Origin of the sequence: Novosphingobium sp. TH158 (genome assembly GCF_002855555.1) — a bacterium.
Lineage (GTDB): Bacteria > Pseudomonadota > Alphaproteobacteria > Sphingomonadales > Sphingomonadaceae > Novosphingobium.
The window spans coordinates 47,287-63,978 of the sequence record NZ_PKRT01000002.1 but is presented as its reverse complement, the minus strand read 5'-3'; the positions used below and the strand labels follow the sequence as shown (position 1 = coordinate 63,978).

Sequence of the window (16,692 nt, the reverse complement as noted above, 5' to 3'; positions counted from 1 at the left end):
AATTCCGGCAGACGATTCTAGGCCGCAAATGCGCAGGATTCACGCGGTTTTATGTGACAGTCGTGTGACACGGGCGGGGGCCTGACAGTCTGCGGCAAGTGCGGCAATGGCACCGGTCCGACGGAAAAACTACGTCTCGCAGACAGCAACATGGCTGCCGCATGGCCGTCATGAAACCGTCACCCCGGCAGGGCATCATTCCCCAAACAACATCTCTACGAACATAACCATGATGACAACTGTCCTGATAACCGATCCGCCGCCGCATTTGGTGAGCGAACTGCGCCAGCGGCGCCCGTCGTGGCGCTTGCATGACCTATCCGACCTGCCATCGGCAGATGCTTCGGAAGGCCGGGTCTGGGCCTTCATCGACTGGATCTGCCCGCAGATGTCCGGGCTCGAACTCTGCCGACGCTTGCGTGATGCCGGACCGACCCGGCGCGCGCACCTGACCATGGTGCTGGAAAGCGCCGACATGGAGGCGCGCCGCAGGGCCCTGCAGGCCGGGGCCGATGATTACCTGCTCGGGCCGCTCGATGCAGACAGGATCGTCGAGCGGGTTGACGGGGCCGGCGCACGCACCGCTGCGCTGGCTCCCCGCCAGGTTCACCGCCACGGCGGCATCGCGGTAGATATCGCAGCGCACCAGGTACGCTTTGAAGGCAGCATCGTTTCGCTGCGGCCCAACGAATTCCGCCTGTTCGTCCATTTCCTCGAGAACCCTGACCAGGTCTTTTCGCGCGGGGCGCTGATCGAGCACCTTGGTAAGCACGCTTTGGGTATCGACGAGCGCACGGTGGACGTGTGGATCGGCCGCCTGCGCCGATCGCTGGTGGCGGCGGGCGCGCCCGATCCGCTGCGCACCGTCCGCTCGCTCGGCTATGTGCTCGATTCGCTGGAATAGTCGCACAACCCCTTGATCGACGGGGCTGCCTGCCCCAAACCGCAGGTCAGATCACGTCCATCGGGGAGTTCCATTCCATGCCATCCGGCCTCGTCGCCCTGCTCGACGATATTTCGGTCATCGCCAAGACGGCTGCCGCCTCGATCGACGATGTCGGCGTGGCCGCCGCCAAGGCAGGGTCCAAGGCTGCTGGCGTGGTGATCGACGATGCGGCCGTGACGCCAAGCTACGTCACCGAGTTCACTCCCGATCGCGAATTGCCGATCATCTGGCAGATCACCAAGGGCTCGCTGCGGAACAAGCTGCTGATCTTGCTTCCCGCTGCCCTGCTGCTCAGCCAGTTCGTGCCCTGGGCGATCACGCCGTTGCTGATGCTGGGTGGTCTGTTCCTCTGCTTCGAGGGCGCCGAGAAAGTCGTCGAGAAGCTTGGCGCGGACAAGATCGGCGAGACGCTGGAAGATCCGATCACCGACATGGCCGAATTCGAGCGCGAACGCGTGACCGGTGCGGTGCGGACGGACTTCATCCTTTCCGCCGAAATCATGGCCATTGCCCTGAACGAGGTGGCGAACGAACCCTTGCTCAGCCGTGCGCTGATCCTTGCGGCGGTGGCGATTGCCATCACCGTGCTGGTCTATGGCGCGGTCGCGCTGATCGTGAAGATGGACGACATCGGCCTGCACATGGTCGAAAACCGCCGTACTGCCGCCGCTAAGGCTTTCGGGCGCGGGCTGCTGCTCGCCATGCCAAAGCTGCTGGCGGTCCTGTCCACGGTTGGCACTGCGGCCATGCTGTGGGTCGGCGGCGGCATCCTGCTGCATGGCAGCCACGAACTGGGCTTCCACGCCCCGTCGGATGCCGCCCATGCGGTGCAGCACTGGGTAGAACTGGCCACCGGCCCGCTCGGCGGCCTGCTCGGCTGGCTGAGTTATGCCGTGGCCTCGGCCGTGGTCGGGCTCGTCCTCGGCGGGCTGGTCGCCTGGGTCGTGCACATCCTGCCGCGCAAGGACGGCAAGGCGCACTGACCGGTTACTTCAGGTTTTCCCTGAAGTGCCGGACGATCACCTGCCAGGCGGCCTTCGCCTCGGGCAGGTCCTCGCTGTAGATATAGCAATGGCCCATGCCCTCGCCGACGATCAGGGTTGATCTGACCCCGGCTTCCAGCAGCTTGGAATTGGTGAAGATCGCTGGCGTCATGTCCATCGCGCGCGTGCCGGTGATGACCAGGCTGGGCGGGAATTTGGCGATCACCGCCGGGTGCAGGGCGGGGGAGAGGACATCGTCGCCCATGTCCGCGCCATCGAAATAGCCCTTGGTCATGTCGATGGCCTTCTCGCCGGGTTTGGCGGGGCCGGCGAAGGAGCCGTCGATGGCAGAGGCTATCCATGCCGAATCGCCCGCGCCGAATCGGAGCCCGCCCGCGCCGAAGATGCCGAGCGCTGCGGGTTGCGGCAGGCCGCGCTTGGGCAGCCAGGCACCCAGCTGGGCAGTCAGCGCACCGCCCGCCGAACAGCCGAACACGCCGATCTGGCTTGGCTTGTAGCGCTTGAGCAGGTCGCGATAGACCTTTTCGACGTCTTCCAGTCCGGCAGGATGGCGCGCTTCCGGCCCCATGCGATAGTTGACCGAAATCACCCGGAAATTGCCCGTTCCGGCGATCGGCACCGATTCGATCAGCGAGCAGCTTTCCCAGCAGGTGGAAAAAGCGCCGCCGTGCAGGTTGATCAGCACGCGCTTCGGATCGGCCTTGCCGCCCTTTGGCGCGACGATCCTTGCCGGAACGCCGGCGATGGTCGTTTCGCTGACATCGACCGCGAACATCTTGAGGTAGCGATCCACCTGCGGCTGCAGGTAGCGGGCCAGCGCCTTGCGCGCCTCTACCGCCGACATTTCCCCGCGCGAGCTGTCCATGATCGGCAGGCCCATCCGGGCGCGCGCCTTCTGCTGGGCGAGCGCTTCGGGGCTGAGAAAGGCGGATGGCGGCAGTTCGAAGGCCGGGACTTTTACCGTGCCGTCCTCGGTAAAGACCGGACGCGGTTTCGGATCGTCGGCGTGGGCGGCGGAAGCGCAGGCGATTGCGGCAAGCGCAGGCAGGATCAGGCGGCGCATGAGTTCTCTCCCGGATCGTTGTCCGGTGGAGAGGTTATCCATGCCTGCGCGTCCCTGCCAAGAGCGCCGCAGCGATGGATCACGCCGCGGCGCGCAGGGGTGCCGGCACCGTATCGAACGTCGGGCGCGACCGCGCGTAGTCGCGGACCAGATCCTTGAAGACTTCGCCGTGCAGCGGATGGTCGAATTCGACCCCGGCAGAGCTGCCATCGGCCCAGGCGACAGTCGAATGCTTGGGCTGCAGGCCGGGCAGAAGGAGCGTCACCTCGTCACCCATGCGAAGGTCCGGCAGGCCCTCGATCCGCGCGCCGAAGGGCGTCATGTCCTTCAGCATGATCGTACCGCGAAAGCCCCAGAGGCGGTACTTGACCATCAGGTCGAAGGCCACGCGCTCGGCCCGGCGCAACTGGAACGTGGCGGCTTCCTGTCCATCCGGCATCATCGTTTCCCCCAATGCATGTTAACCATGCACCAGAGGACGGAGGGAGTACCGCAGAATTAAGCGTTTAGCGCGCCGCGCGGCGAAGGGTGCCGAAGCAGTCGCTGATCACGGGGATGCCCTCCGCCGTCATGCCGGGAGGCGGGCAGAGCATCACGTCTCCGCCGTTCATCGGCAGCAGGTAGGTCCGGCGCTCGCTCCTGTCCGGTTTCGCGGTTGAATGGCCGGTGCAATCGGGCTTGCCGTTGGTGGCGATCGCGCGGGTGACCAGCCAGTCGCCGGTCCGGTTGCGCTGGGTGCGGAACTGCTTGTCCACCACTTCCTCGCCGCTGCTGACGGTCATCCTGTCCCCGCCAAAGGTCCAGGTTTCGGTGCAGACGGGCTTCAGGCTGACACTGTCGACTGCGGTGCTGGTGAAGCGGTAGGCACCCTCAAGCCGCAAGGGCGCCTGCGGCGCGGCACTGGCGGATGCTGAAAGCAGGATGGCCAGCGCAGCGCAAATCCTCATCAACTGCTCACCTCGTCAAGAATGCTGCGGGCGAATGCGGAGAGCGTATCGTCGCGCGCGCCCATCACGACAACCCTGTCACCCGGCCGGGCGATGGCGGCGATGCGCTTGCCGCAGTCCTCGCGCGAGGGGACATATTCCGCCTTGCCGCCAGCTTCGGCGATCAGGCGGACAATGCGTTCCGAGCCTTCGGAGCGATCGACCGTGCCGCCGAAATAGACCGGATCGCACAAGATCGTGACATCGTCCGGTCCCAGCATCCGTGCGAAGACCTCGGCCAGTTCGTGGCCCATCTGGCGCAGCGGGCCATAGCCGTGGGGCTGGAAGAAGGCGATCACCCGGCCGGGGTGAGCCTTCAGCGCGGCAAGGGTGGCAGCGCACTTTTCCGGGTTATGGCCGAAATCGTCGATGACTGTGATGCCCGAAGCGCTGGTGCCGACGATGTCGAACCGGCGCGCCAGACCGGCGAAGGAGGACAGGGCCGAAATGCATTCGCCCAGAGAGACCCCGGCCATGCTGGCAGCAGCCATGGCGGCAAGGGCGTTGGCAAGGTTGTGCCGGCCCGGAACGCGCAGTTCCAGCCGGTGGACCGCGCCGTTGCCGCTTTCGCGCACCTGGGCGGCAATGCCTGTCGGGCTTTCAATGATGGAGCCGGGGACGACGGCAATGTCGGCATCCTGCGCCTCGATCGCGAAGGTCCGGCAATGCCCGCGATCTCCCGGAACGAGTGCCCGCACTTCCGGATCGTCCAGATTGACCGCTGCTGCCTTGGCCCGGCGCAGGAAATCGCCGAACAACTCGCGCAGTTCCTCCATCGACTTGTGATCGAGGCTGACGTTGAGCAGCACCGCCACTTCCGGGTTGTAGAGGGCGATCGAACCGTCGCTTTCATCGACTTCGGAGACGAAGACCTCTCCCGATCCGACCCGGGCCGAGGCGAAAGGGGCGTCGGGCGCGACGAAGTTCTTCATCACGGCGCCGTTCATGATGGTGGGCGCGCGGCCGGCCTGTTCGAGGATCCAGCCGGTCATCCCGGTCACCGTGCTCTTGCCGCTGGTGCCGGCGATGGCGATCCCGCAAGGCGCGGCGTTGAACAGGCGCGAGAGCAATTCGGCGCGGCTCATGCGCGGGCAGCCCAATTCACGGGCGCGGACCATTTCCGGCACGGTATCTTCGACCGCCGCCGATGCCACGATCACCTGCCGGTCGCTGGTCACGCCGCTGCCGTCCTGGGGAAACAGGCTGAAACCCAGGCTTTCCAGCCAGGCGAACTTTTCCGGCGTTCGGCCCTGGTCACGGCTGCGGTCGGATCCGGCGACCTGGGCACCGAGGCCCTTCAGGATGAGCGCCAGCGGCAGCATTCCCGATCCGCCGATGCCGGAGAAGAACCAGGGGTGTTGGGTAAGCGATGTCATGCTCGCTCGGTATGCGCCCTTTGCCTTGGAAACAACCTCGGATAGGAGGAAGCGATGATCCGCATCGCCATCTGCGCCCCGGCCTGTCCGATTTCGCACGAGGATGCCGCGCGGGTGGCCGATCTGGCGCGTGGCTGGCCCGGCATCGAACTCACCGTCCACCCGCAATGCTTCGCCTCCGAAGGCCACTTTGCCGGGCCCGACGCGGCGCGCCTTGCGGCACTGGTCGAGTGCGCCAACGATCCCGCTTTCGACGCGGTGTGGTTTGCTCGCGGGGGCTATGGCTCGAACCGGATTGCGCAGGCTGCGCTGGCGGCTTTCGATCACCGCGCGCAGGACAAGGCGTTCCTGGGCTATTCGGACATGGGCTACCTGCTCGGCGGACTGTACCGCGAGCGGATCGGCCGGCCCGTCCACGCGCCGATGCCAGCCGATATACGCCGCACGGGTGGCAGCACAGCGATAGCGCGGGTGTTCGACTGGCTGACCGGCAATGGAGCAGGGCTGGAACCTTCGCTGGATGACCGGCCGACTGTCGCCCTGAACCTCACGACACTGGCCATGCTGGCCGGCACGCCGCTCATGCCGGGGCTGGCGGGCCATGTCGTGCAGGTGGAGGAGGTGAGCGAGCACCTTTACGCGGTCGACCGCCTGTTCTTCCATGCAACCGCCCACCTTGGCGGCATCGCCGGGCTGCGGCTCGGCCGGGTCAGCGACGTGCCCGATAACGACCGTCCGTTCGGCAGCGATGCGGCCCAGATTGCGCGCGATTGGTGCGACCGGCATGCCATAGCGTTCCTCGGTGGGGCCGATATCGGACACGATGCTGACAACAGGATTGTGCCCTTCGGGCTTGTCAGGGGCTTTCGTCAGCCATAGGGGCGCGCCAGCTTTCATTTGGAGGGGACCGCAGCCATGCGCGCATTCGTTTTTCCGGGACAGGGCAGCCAGAAGGTCGGCATGGGTGTCGAACTTGCCGAAGCCAGCGCCGCTGCGCGCGAAGTGTTCGAGGAAGTGGACGACGCGCTCGGCCAGAAGCTTTCGACGATCATGCGCGAAGGTCCGGAAGACCAGCTGACGCTTACCGAGAATGCCCAGCCGGCAATCATGGCCAATGCCATCGCCGTGCTGCGCGTGCTGGAAAAGGAAGGCGGCATCAGCCTGGCCGACAAGGCGGACTTCGTTGCCGGGCACAGCCTGGGCGAATATACCGCGCTTTGCGCCGCCGGGGCGTTCAGCCTGGCCGATACGGCGCGCTTGCTGAAGCTGCGCGGTCAGGCGATGCAGGCCGCGGTTCCGGTCGGCGTCGGCGCCATGGCGGCACTTCTCGGCGCGGACATGGACAAGGCCTCGCGCCTTGCCGAAGCCGCGGCCGAGGGGCAGGTCTGCACTGTCGCCAACGACAATGACCCGACGCAGGTCGTGATCTCGGGCCATCGCGAGGCGATCGAGCGCGCGGTTGCCATGGTCAAGGATTTCGAGATCAAGCGCGGCATGCTGCTGCCGGTCTCCGCTCCGTTCCACTGCCCGCTGATGCAGCCTGCGGCCGATGCCATGGCCGAGGCGCTCGGCAAGACGCCGCCGGGTGCGCTCAGCGTTGCGCTTTTTGCCAATGTCACTGCATCGGTGGTGACCGACCCGGCAGAGGTCCAGCGCCTGCTGGTCGAACAGGTAACCGGCCGGGTGCGCTGGCGCGAAAGCGCAATTGCGATGAAGGACGCCGGGGTGGGCCAGTTCGTCGAACTGGGCGGCAAGGTGCTCGGCCCGATGATCGGCCGTTCGGTCGCCGATGTCTCGATCACCAGCGTGGTCGGAATGGCCGATATCGAGGCGCTCGCGAAGGATCTCTGATCCCTTCCGGGGTCGGCCGCTTTCGGCTTTGCATGAGGCGGATGCTTCGTTCATCCTCGGCTCATCCTGTGCGGCGTTTCCTGTCGCATGGAGAGGCAGTCGTAAGGGGGAACGTGCGATGGTGATCGGGCACAGGCAGGGCAGGCGGACGCTGGCAGGCGTGACCTTGGCGGCATGGCTGCTGGCGGGCACGGCTCCGGCCTTCGGTGCAGAAGGCATGCGGACCCTGCGCGGAGAGGCCGAGCTGAAAGCGCTGCTCAAGCGGGCCGATGCTTACCAGACCACGATCAACCAGGGCGTTCCGCCCCAGCCGCCGGTTCCACCGCCAGCGCCGCCGCCGCCGGTCGCGGTTTCCGCGGATGCCGCTGCACCAGCGCCAGCCGCTGCGGAATCGATCACCAATGTCCAGACGGCCGGCGTCGACGAGGGCGGCATCGTCAAGGTCCATGGCAAGCACCTGGTCGTGCTGCGGCGCGGCCGGCTTTTCACCGTGGCGGTCGGCGATGAGAGCCTGACCCCGATCGACATGATCAACGCCTTTCCGCCCGAGCATGACGGTGGCAGGGCCTGGTATGACGAAATGCTGATTACCGGCGATACCGTGCTGGTGATGGGCTACACCTATGCCCGCCAGGGGACCGAGCTTAACCGCTTCCGCATCGACGCCGCCGGCAAGCTCACCTATGTCGATACGCATTACCTGCGCTCGGGCGACTATTACTCGTCGGACAACTATGCCTCGCGGCTGATCGGCAGCAAGCTGGTGTTCTACGCGCCCAACTACATCAACCGCGACAAGCCGCTGCAGAACCTGCCGGCCCTGCGCCGATGGAGCGAGGGTCGCGAGAAATCGAGGTTCGAGCCTGCCGCCTCGGTCAACCGGATCTACCTGCCGGACCTGCTGGTAAACAACCCTGCGTTCAACGTCAGCGCCTTCCATTCGGTGACGATGTGCGATCTCGCGGCCGTGCGGCTGAGCTGCGATTCGACCGTGGTCATGGGGTCTTATGGTCGCACCTTCTATGTCGGGCAGGACGGCGTTTACGTCTGGACCGGCAACCTGTTCCAGCGCCCATGGAACGATCGCAGAAAGCCTGACCAGCGCGGCATCGTCTATCGCATCCCCTTCGATGGCAAACGCCCCTCCGCCGCGGTTGTCTGGGGCGGGCCGAGCGACCAGTTCGGCCTGCGCTCGGAACCTGACGGCACACTGCACGCGCTTGTGCGCCCGGAATACGGCGGCGATGCCATGTGGCTCAACAAGATCGTGGGCGGTGGGCAGTTGGCCCTGCTCAAGCTGCCCTCCAGCCGCTTCGGCTCGGGAGGAGGCGCGCCGCGCAAGGCCGATTACCGCCCGCTTCCCGGCGGGGACATGTCCGGCATAAAGAACCGCTACGTCGGCAATCACCTGCTTTATGGCGCAACCTATTACAGCGGCAGCTATGCCAATGGGCGCTACACCCCCTACACGGGGCCGCGCCCGGTCTATGCCGTGCCGCTTGATGGCGGGATGATCGCCCGGCTCGATACGGACATGAGCCTTTCGCGCATTGACCAGATGGGCAAGGACGCCATCCTTGTCGGCAACCCGGTCAGCGCCGATGGCAATGGCGGCAGCCTGCGCTTCCAGGCAGTCGCGCTCGACGGGCGCGGGTCTGCCGTGGTCGACAGCTATGACCTGCCCGGTGCGCGCGAGGGTGAATCGCGCAGCCAGGCCTATTTCTTCCGCGCGGATAACACTGATGGAACCGACGGAACGCTGGGCCTGCCGGTCGGCCTGCCGATGCGGCCCGGATCCTACGGCTATGGTTCCGGCATCTTCTTCATGGCCCGCAAGGACCGCAAGTTTGCGCCGCTCGGCACGCTAGATTCCGGCCTTCTCAAGTCCATTGACGATGGCTGCGTTGCCTCCTGCGTCGACTGGTACGGGAATGCCCGGCCGATCTTCCTGCGCGGCCGGATATTTGCGCTGCTTGGCTACGAACTGGTGGAAGGCCGGATCAGCGAGGGGCGCATTGCCGAAGTGCGCCGGACCAGCTTCATGCCGGATAAGGCTGCGCCGGGGCGTTGACGCGGGCGCGCCGAGGCGCAAGGAGCGGGATCAAACGCAGAGGAGTTGTTGCGCCATGGACCACCGCCTTTTCGACCTTACCGGCATGACCGCGCTTGTCACCGGCGCTGCGGGCGGCATCGGCTCGGCCATCAGCCACGCTCTCGCCCGCCAGGGCGCCCGGCTGGCGCTTTCGGGCACCAACCCGGGCAAGCTGCGCGCCTTCCGCGAAGAGCTGAACGATACCTACGGCCACGACCACGTGGAAATCACCTGCGACCTTTCGAACACCGAACAGGTCGAACACCTTGTTCCCGCCACGGTCGATACGCTGGGCAAGATCGACATCCTGGTGAACAACGCCGGCATCACGCGCGACAACCTTGCCATGCGGATGAAGGACGAGGAGTGGGAGCAGGTGATCAAGATCAACCTTGAAGCCGCCTTCCGCCTGATGCGCGCCGCCACCAAGCCGATGATGAAGGCGCGCTTCGGCCGCATCATCACGATCACCAGCGTCGTCGGGGCCACCGGCAATCCGGGGCAGGTGAACTATGCCGCGGCCAAGGCCGGACTTGTCGGCATGTCGAAGAGCCTTGGGCAGGAACTCGCCAGCCGCGGCGTGACCGTGAACTGCGTTGCCCCCGGCTTCATCCGCACCGCGATGACCGACGGCCTGCCCGATGGCCAGAAGGAAGCGCTGAACAGCCGCATCCCGATGGGCCGCATGGGCGAGGGCGAGGATATCGGCGCCGCTGTCGCCTATCTCGCCAGCAAGGAAGCGGGCTATGTTACCGGGCAGACGCTGCACGTGAACGGCGGCATGGCGATGCTCTGATCGCATGGGATGCGGCGGGGGCGCAAATCCCCCGCTTTATCCCCAGCTTCGCCGTGCATCCGGCAGGTTGTGCTTGCCGCGCGCCGCCCCCGCGTTAAGGAAGAAAGTCCGAAAAATTTCCGGCGCGCAGCCGATTCTTGCGTGCCCGAGGGGGAAGCGGACGAGATGAAAGCCACAATCGAACGCGCGACGCTGCTGAAGTGCCTGTCGCACGTCCAGTCGGTCGTCGAACGACGCAATACCATTCCGATCCTGTCGAACGTGCTGATCGAGGCATCGGGCGCCGGTGCCGTCAAGGTGATGGCGACGGACCTCGACATCCAGGTCGTCGAGACGATGGGCGCCGTTTCCGTCGACGTGCCGGGTGCGATCACCGTTTCCGCCCACCTGCTGTTCGACATTGCCCGCAAGCTGCCCGACGGTTCGCAGGTCAGCCTCGAAGTCTCGGACAACCGCATGACGGTGAAGGCCGGGCGCAGCCGCTTCAGCCTGCCGACCCTGCCGCGCGACGATTTTCCCGTTATCGTTGAAGGCGACCTGCCGACCAGCTTCGAACTGCCCGCCGCTACGCTGGCCGAACTGATCGACCGCACCCGCTTTGCCATCAGCACGGAGGAAACGCGCTATTACCTGAACGGCATTTTCCTGCACGTCACCGATGACGAGCTGAAGGCTGCCGCCACCGATGGCCACCGCCTTGCCCGCTATACGCTGAAGCGGCCCGACGGTGCAGAGGGCATGCCGGACGTGATCGTGCCGCGCAAATGCGTTGCCGAACTGCGCAAGCTGCTGGAAGAATCGCTCGATACAAATGTGTTGATCGATCTTTCCGCGTCCAAGGTGCGCTTCACCCTGGGCGGTGAGAACGGCGTCGTGCTGACCTCCAAGCTGATCGACGGAACCTTCCCCGATTACAGCCGCGTTATTCCCACCGGGAATGACAAACTGCTGCGGCTCGATCCGCGCAGCTTCTATGAAGGCGTCGATCGCGTGGCGACCATCGCCACCGAGAAGACCCGCGCCGTCAAGATCGCGCTGGACAACGATCGCGTCACGCTTTCGGTTACCTCGCCGGACAACGGCACGGCGGCGGAAGAGCTGCCGGCGGACTACAAGGCCGAAGGCATCGAGATCGGCTTCAACGCCAACTACCTCAAGGACATCCTTGCCCAGATCGATGGCGATACGGTGGAACTTCACCTGGCCGATGCCGGTGCACCGACGCTGATCCGCAAGGATGAAAAGGCGCCTTCGCTCTACGTCCTCATGCCGATGCGGGTCTGATCCTTGCAGGCCGGCTGATCCAGCCGGTCAGCAGGGCCCGCAAGGGCCTGTCGAACCAGCGGTCCAGCGCCCAGGCAAGGGCGATCAGGCCCAGCGTTCCCGCCGCAATCGCGCCGCTGTTCTCGGGCAGCAGCACCAGCAGCGGAACATGGATGCAATAGAGCGGATAGGATAGGTCGCCCAGGGCGCTTGCGGTGCGTCGCTGCGGCATCTCGTGGCAGGCCCCCAGCCAGACCAGCGCGGGCAGTATCACAAAGACGCACAGGGCGTCCCACAGTCCGCGCCTTGCCGGATCGAAAGCGAGCGCCGCGACAAGCGCAGCCGCCGCCAGCCACGCAATCCAAGGTGAAACCCGCACCGTGCCGTGCCGCGCGTGGAGGCGGTACAGGGCGATCCCCAGGCTGAACGAGAACAGCGTACGGACCAGTCCCGCCCCGGCAGTCGACCAGAAAGCGCCGATTTCGGACAGGCCGGTGCTTGGAATTAGGGACCAAAGGGCAAGGCCGCTGGCAGCAACCAGCGCGCCGAGCGCCCGGTTTGACAGGTGGAGGGCGATTGCCCCCCATGCCACGTTGACCAGCAGTTCGAAGAGCAGCGACCACATCGGCGGGTTGGCCGGGAAGAGACCCTCGGCCGAACGGAAATCGGGCACCAGCAGTGCCATGGCCGGATGGGCGCCGTGAACCAGCACGGCGAACAGGGCTGCAAGCCCCGCCATCGGCCAGACACGGGCAAGGCGCAGGCGGACAAAGCGATCCAGTTGCAGTCCGGCGGCAAAGCGGGGTTCATAGGCACGCGCCAGGACGAAGCCAGACAGGACGAAGAACAGGTCCACGGCCAGGTAGCCGCCCGGCATGGGCAGCAAGGCCAGTCCGGGGAACCAGTTGTCCATGTGATCCAGCATGACGAGGATCGCCGCAGTCCCGCGCAATGCATCGAGCGTTGCCATCCGCGCCGGAAAGGGGGCGGACGGGCGTGGGGCAGGCGTCGTGGCGGCACTCATCCGGCGGCTCCTTCGGCCGCCCGATCTAGGCCATCATGGTAAACGGCAGGTTATGCCGGTTCAGTGCTTGCCGGCCGCCTCGATCATGTGATCGACGTGCACGAACTTTTCGCGGGGGGCATCCTCGCGCGCGCGGGCCACTTCGGCCTCGTCGATCTTTTGCCAGTCGCGATAGCGAACAATCTTGAGCTGCCGCTGCTCGGCCAGCGCATCGAAAGCGCTGCGCCCGGGCTTTCCGCCCTGCCCCGCGCCCGATTCAAAATCCTCGACGATCCGCTCGACAACCGAAAAGCCGTCCGGACGGTTGGTGCCGATCGTGCCGGAAGGGCCGCGACGCGCCCAGCCGACGCAGTACAGCCCCGGCAGGATGCGGCCATCGACATTGGCAAAGCGGCCTGCTCCCTCCTCGAAGGGAACGCCAGGAATTGGCGAGGTCTGGTAACCGATGCAGGCAATGACAAGGCTGGCGGGAATGACATAGGTTTCCCCCGTGCCGACGGCGCGGCCGCCATCAAGCCGCGTACGCTCAACCTCCACCCCGGTAACTTTGCTGCCATCCCCGATGATGCGTTTGGGCGCAGCGAAGAAATCGAATTCGATCTCGATCGGCTTGTCGGCGCGGTGGCTTTCGGGAATTGCGGCGAAACTGCGCAGGTGCGTCACCGCCTTGCGCTGGCCGGGTTCGAGAAGGGCATCCTCGCCTTCATCGGGCAGGTCTGCCGGATCGACGCGCGGGCAGGCGCGGGAAAGGTGGGCCAGTTCGCCCAGTTCCTTGGTGGTCATGGCAATCTGGTGCGGTCCGCGCCGGCCAAGGATCGTGATCTGTTCGATCCGTGACCCCTCCAGCACGTCAAGCGCATGGGCCACAATGTCGCTCCCGGCAAATTCGGCACGGGTCTTGGCAAGGATGCGGGCTACGTCGAGCGCGACGTTGCCATTGCCGATAACCACGGCCTGCGTGCCGGTGACGTCGGGATCGAGCGTGGCGAACTGCGGGTGGCCGTTGTACCAGCCGACAAATGCCGCGCTGCCATGCACGCCGGCCAGGTCTTCGCCTTCCAGTCCCAGCTTCTTGTCATGCGGTGCGCCTGTGGCGAGGACAACGGCGTCGTACATGGCCTCAAGCTCGGCGATCGACACGTCCTGGCCGACGGTGACATTGCCCAGGAAGCGGACGTTTTCCGAAAGCGCAACGGCTTCATATCGCTTGGAAACGCCCTTGATCGACTGGTGATCGGGGGCAACGCCCGTGCGGATCAGCCCGAAGGGCACGGGGAGGCGGTCGAAGATGTCGACGAGGACATCGTCCCCCCACTGCTTCTGCGCCGCTTCTGCTGTGTAATAACCGGCCGGGCCCGAACCGATGATCGCAATATGCCGCATGCCTCACCCCAGTCATTCGTATCTTTGCTCCTTTGCAATCCGAATCGGGCCGATGCGCAAGCCAAATCTGCGATTTTTTCGCACGCGCCCGCGATCCATCCGTAACGGTGCGCCGAGCAGGCGAGAAACCGGGCGCAATTAACCGTTTTTCAAATGCAATTTGGCAACTGGGAAGGATGAGTAACGAAACGGGTCTGCGGCAAGAGCATCCGCGCGGTGACGCGCGTGCACAACCGCCTGCGCCAGCCGCTGCTCAGAAGCCGATTGCGGTGGGCTCCTCGCGCAAGTCTGGAAGCACCGTCGCGGCGCGCTCCCAACGGATCGTTGCTCAGCACCAGCTCGCTCGCGACTGGTGGATCATGGGGCCGCTGCTGCTCTCGGCAATGGTTGCCAACAGCCTGTTTTCCTTCTCCTTTCCCCCGCAGGCAACGCTAACCTGCGTGATCATGGCAGCCTTGCTCGCTTCGGCCGGCAAGTGGCTCGCCCGCTTCGAGCGCAACAAGCCGCTCGAGCCGCGAACCAAGGCCGCAGCGCTTACCATTGCGGTGGGCCTGCCGATGCTGCTGTTCGGCGTCGCCATGGCCGTATGGAACGCCGACGTGCAGGGAGAGGGCGGCGCTACCAGCCTTGCGACCATGGCCGTGGTCGGCATGATGGCGGCGATTTTCTGCGCCAATCGCCTTCCCGCGCTGGTCACCGCGCAGCTTTCGCTCTGGGTCGGGCTGGTGCTGGTGACGCGCGATCCCGTGGTGATTCTCGTGCTCGCCGCGGGCGCGGTGATCGGTTCCTATGCATCGATCCGTCAGGCGCGGGAAAACCGTGCGATGCAGGAACGCCAGATCGCCGTGGAACGCGCGCAGCACCGCGCAGAACTGATTCTCAACGACTTCGAGCAGACGCGCCAGGGCTGGTTCTGGGAAACCGACCGGCGCGGTTCGATCACCTATGTCTCGCCCACCATCGGCGAGGTGATCGGCCGCGATGCCGCGCGGCTTGTCGGGCGGCCGTTTACCGAACTGTTTATCCTTGATGACCACTCGCGTGAGGGTGAGCGCACGCTCGCCTTCCACCTTTCGACCCGTTCCTCGTTCCAGGAACTTGCGGTCCGCGCTGCCACCAAGAACTTCGAGGAGCGCTGGTGGTCCATCAACGGCCTGCCGGTCTATGACGAGTTCAACAACTTCCAGGGTTTTCGCGGTTCGGGCAGCGACCTGACCGAGCGCCGCCGCTCGGAGGAGAAGGTCACCCGGCTGGCGCATTACGATTCGCTGACCGGCCTCGCCAATCGCCTCCAGATGTCGCAGATGCTGGAAAAGATCCTGACCGCGCGGCAGGAAGAGCAGCGCGCCTGTGCGGTATTCCTGATCGACCTAGACCGGTTCAAGCAGGTCAACGATACGCTGGGCCACCCGGCGGGCGATGCCTTGCTTACGCAGGTATCGCAGCGGCTTGAGCGCGTTGTCGATCGCGCCGGGCGCGTTGGGCGTCTGGGTGGCGACGAGTTCCAGGTCATCATCCCGGGCCGCGTGCAGAACGCCGTGCTGGCGCAACTTGCCGAGCGCGCGATCGAGGCGCTTTCGCAGCCCTATTCGATCGAGGGCCATCGTGTGGTCATCGGCGCATCGGTCGGCATCGCCATGTCGCCCGAGAACGGAGTGACCTCCGAAGCGCTGATCCGCAATGCCGACCTTGCGCTCTATGCCGCCAAGGATGGCGGGCGCGGACGCCACCACTTCTATGCCCAGGACCTGCATTCCGACGCCGAGGAGCGCCGCCAGCTGGAGCAGGACCTGCGCGACGCCCTGACCAATGGCGGTCTGGAATTGTATTACCAGCCGGTTGTTTCGACCACGACCGAGAAGGTGACCGGTTTCGAGGCATTGCTCCGCTGGAACCACCCGGTCCGTGGCCAGCTGAGCCCGGCGAAGTTCATCCCGATTGCCGAGGACGCCGGCCTGATCGTCCAGATCGGCGAATGGGCCCTGCGCACTGCCTGCCGCGATGTCGCCCGCTGGCCCGAGGGCGTTCGCGTGGCGGTGAACGTATCGCCGCTGCAGTTCGCCAGCCCGACGCTGCCTTCGGTGGTAACCAACGCCATTGCCGCCGCGCAGATCAACCCGAACCGTCTTGAGCTGGAGATTACCGAAAGCGTATTCCTCAACGACAGCGAAGGCACCGATGCGATGTTTGCGGCGCTGAAGCGCATCGGCGTGCGCCTGGCGCTCGACGATTTCGGCACCGGCTATTCCTCGCTGGGCTATCTGAAGAAGGCGCCGTTCGACAAGATCAAGATCGACCAGTCCTTCGTGCGCGGCGCGACCATCCAGGGCAGCCGGAATGGCGCTATCATCTCGTCGATCGTCAGCCTGGCCGAAGCGCTCGACATGGAAACGACAGCGGAGGGCGTGGAAACGCTGGATGAGCTGGATCTCGTGCGCATGCTCGGCTGCAGCCATGTCCAGGGCTATATCTATGCCAAGCCGCTGACGCCCGAGGATGCCAGCCAGCTCATGGCCCGTGGCCTCGGCGTGGTCGCCAACGGACCGCGCTCTGCCCGTCCGCCCCGCCAGACCATGCTGCGCAAGGTCAGCCTGGAATACGGCACCGAGCGCTACGAAGCGACGATCCGCAATATCTCGACGACGGGTGCGCTGGTTTCCGGCCTGTGGAACGTGCCGCCGGGCACTGTCTTCTCGCTGGAACTGGGCGAGGGGCAGGTGCTCACCGTGACGGCCCGGTGGAGCAAGGACGATCGCATGGGCATCGAATTCAGCCAGCCTCTCGATGTCGACGAGGCGGGCCGCATCGTCCTGATGCCCGAAAAGCGCCGTCCTGTCGGACCCGATGGAATCAGGCTGCGCAAGGCTGGCTGATCCTGTTCCGGATTAGGGGCAAGTCCTGCGCGTTT

General features: G+C 65.4%; 14 protein-coding genes. 8 read left to right on the top strand and 6 right to left on the bottom strand.

Annotation, left to right across the window (positions count from 1 at the left end; translation table 11 throughout):
• Window positions 1-229 precede the first annotated feature (229 nt).
• The gene (locus C0V78_RS13325; RefSeq protein WP_158241564.1) at window positions 230-904 is read left to right on the top strand and encodes a response regulator transcription factor; all 675 of its coding nucleotides are present in this window, start codon (window positions 230-232) and stop codon (window positions 902-904) included.
• Between the two features lie 77 nt (window positions 905-981).
• Complete coding sequence (locus C0V78_RS13320; protein ID WP_101798417.1) at window positions 982-1,929, top strand: DUF808 domain-containing protein; 948 nt, start codon at window positions 982-984, stop codon at window positions 1,927-1,929.
• 4 nt (window positions 1,930-1,933) lie between these two features.
• On the opposite strand, the gene C0V78_RS13315 is transcribed toward C0V78_RS13320, so the two are convergent.
• From C0V78_RS13315 to C0V78_RS13300, 4 genes are all read right to left on the bottom strand, one after another.
• Entirely contained in the window at window positions 1,934-3,013 is a 1,080-nt protein-coding gene (locus C0V78_RS13315) for an alpha/beta hydrolase (RefSeq protein WP_101798416.1), read from the bottom strand.
• A gap of 79 nt (window positions 3,014-3,092) precedes the next feature.
• Window positions 3,093-3,455, bottom strand: a complete 363-nt coding sequence (locus C0V78_RS13310; protein WP_101798415.1) for a PilZ domain-containing protein — start codon at window positions 3,453-3,455, stop codon at window positions 3,093-3,095.
• A 64-nt stretch (window positions 3,456-3,519) separates the two neighbouring features.
• Complete coding sequence (locus C0V78_RS13305; protein WP_101798414.1) at window positions 3,520-3,960, bottom strand: hypothetical protein; 441 nt, start codon at window positions 3,958-3,960, stop codon at window positions 3,520-3,522.
• On the bottom strand, window positions 3,960-5,375 hold the full coding sequence (locus C0V78_RS13300; protein WP_254049948.1) for a glutamate ligase domain-containing protein: 1,416 nt from the start codon (window positions 5,373-5,375) through the stop codon (window positions 3,960-3,962). Before C0V78_RS13300 ends, C0V78_RS13305 begins: the two co-directional genes overlap by 1 nt.
• A gap of 54 nt (window positions 5,376-5,429) precedes the next feature.
• Here C0V78_RS13300 and C0V78_RS15190 point away from each other — a divergent pair, with 54 nt between their 5' ends.
• The 5 genes from C0V78_RS15190 (at window position 5,430) to dnaN (ending at window position 11,398) form a co-directional block, all read left to right on the top strand.
• On the top strand, window positions 5,430-6,254 hold the full coding sequence (locus tag C0V78_RS15190) for an LD-carboxypeptidase (RefSeq protein WP_254049947.1): 825 nt from the start codon (window positions 5,430-5,432) through the stop codon (window positions 6,252-6,254).
• Window positions 6,255-6,290: 36 nt separating this feature from the next.
• Window positions 6,291-7,226, top strand: a complete 936-nt coding sequence (fabD, locus tag C0V78_RS13295) for an ACP S-malonyltransferase (RefSeq protein ID WP_101798413.1) — start codon at window positions 6,291-6,293, stop codon at window positions 7,224-7,226.
• Between the two features lie 118 nt (window positions 7,227-7,344).
• On the top strand, window positions 7,345-9,297 hold the full coding sequence (locus C0V78_RS13290) for a beta-propeller domain-containing protein (RefSeq protein ID WP_158241562.1): 1,953 nt from the start codon (window positions 7,345-7,347) through the stop codon (window positions 9,295-9,297).
• Window positions 9,298-9,352: 55 nt separating this feature from the next.
• A complete protein-coding gene (gene fabG, locus C0V78_RS13285) occupies window positions 9,353-10,114 on the top strand; it encodes a 3-oxoacyl-[acyl-carrier-protein] reductase (protein WP_101798411.1) in 762 nt (253 codons plus the stop codon).
• A 165-nt stretch (window positions 10,115-10,279) separates the two neighbouring features.
• Window positions 10,280-11,398 (top strand): DNA polymerase III subunit beta, encoded by a 1,119-nt coding sequence (gene dnaN / locus C0V78_RS13280; protein ID WP_101798645.1) that lies wholly within the window; start codon window positions 10,280-10,282, stop codon window positions 11,396-11,398.
• Here dnaN and C0V78_RS13275 read toward each other — a convergent pair.
• Together C0V78_RS13275 and C0V78_RS13270 are read right to left on the bottom strand one after the other, a co-directional pair.
• Complete coding sequence (locus C0V78_RS13275; RefSeq protein ID WP_101798410.1) at window positions 11,379-12,401, bottom strand: acyltransferase; 1,023 nt, start codon at window positions 12,399-12,401, stop codon at window positions 11,379-11,381. The two genes, dnaN and C0V78_RS13275, sit on opposite strands and share 20 nt — an antisense overlap.
• A gap of 60 nt (window positions 12,402-12,461) precedes the next feature.
• On the bottom strand, window positions 12,462-13,784 hold the full coding sequence (locus tag C0V78_RS13270; protein WP_101798409.1) for an FAD-dependent oxidoreductase: 1,323 nt from the start codon (window positions 13,782-13,784) through the stop codon (window positions 12,462-12,464).
• 359 nt (window positions 13,785-14,143) lie between these two features.
• Here C0V78_RS13270 and C0V78_RS13265 point away from each other — a divergent pair, with 359 nt between their 5' ends.
• Window positions 14,144-16,657: an EAL domain-containing protein gene (locus C0V78_RS13265; RefSeq protein ID WP_371514446.1), complete on the top strand. Its 2,514-nt coding sequence runs from the start codon at window positions 14,144-14,146 to the stop codon at window positions 16,655-16,657.
• Window positions 16,658-16,692 lie beyond the last annotated feature (35 nt).

What these genes read in the sequence shown, in the direction of transcription:
- C0V78_RS13325 (WP_158241564.1), top strand. Translation starts at nt 230, where the DNA reads ATGATGACAACTGTCCTGATAACCGATCCGCCGCCGCATTTGGTGAGC.
- C0V78_RS13320 (WP_101798417.1), top strand. Translation starts at nt 982, where the DNA reads ATGCCATCCGGCCTCGTCGCCCTGCTCGACGATATTTCGGTCATCGCC.
- C0V78_RS13315 (WP_101798416.1), bottom strand. Translation starts at nt 3,013, where the DNA reads ATGCGCCGCCTGATCCTGCCTGCGCTTGCCGCAATCGCCTGCGCTTCC.
- C0V78_RS13310 (WP_101798415.1), bottom strand. Translation starts at nt 3,455, where the DNA reads ATGATGCCGGATGGACAGGAAGCCGCCACGTTCCAGTTGCGCCGGGCC.
- C0V78_RS13305 (WP_101798414.1), bottom strand. Translation starts at nt 3,960, where the DNA reads ATGAGGATTTGCGCTGCGCTGGCCATCCTGCTTTCAGCATCCGCCAGT.
- C0V78_RS13300 (WP_254049948.1), bottom strand. Translation starts at nt 5,375, where the DNA reads ATGACATCGCTTACCCAACACCCCTGGTTCTTCTCCGGCATCGGCGGA.
- C0V78_RS15190 (WP_254049947.1), top strand. Translation starts at nt 5,430, where the DNA reads ATGATCCGCATCGCCATCTGCGCCCCGGCCTGTCCGATTTCGCACGAG.
- fabD (WP_101798413.1), top strand. Translation starts at nt 6,291, where the DNA reads ATGCGCGCATTCGTTTTTCCGGGACAGGGCAGCCAGAAGGTCGGCATG.
- C0V78_RS13290 (WP_158241562.1), top strand. Translation starts at nt 7,345, where the DNA reads ATGGTGATCGGGCACAGGCAGGGCAGGCGGACGCTGGCAGGCGTGACC.
- fabG (WP_101798411.1), top strand. Translation starts at nt 9,353, where the DNA reads ATGGACCACCGCCTTTTCGACCTTACCGGCATGACCGCGCTTGTCACC.
- dnaN (WP_101798645.1), top strand. Translation starts at nt 10,280, where the DNA reads ATGAAAGCCACAATCGAACGCGCGACGCTGCTGAAGTGCCTGTCGCAC.
- C0V78_RS13275 (WP_101798410.1), bottom strand. Translation starts at nt 12,401, where the DNA reads ATGAGTGCCGCCACGACGCCTGCCCCACGCCCGTCCGCCCCCTTTCCG.
- C0V78_RS13270 (WP_101798409.1), bottom strand. Translation starts at nt 13,784, where the DNA reads ATGCGGCATATTGCGATCATCGGTTCGGGCCCGGCCGGTTATTACACA.
- C0V78_RS13265 (WP_371514446.1), top strand. Translation starts at nt 14,144, where the DNA reads ATGGGGCCGCTGCTGCTCTCGGCAATGGTTGCCAACAGCCTGTTTTCC.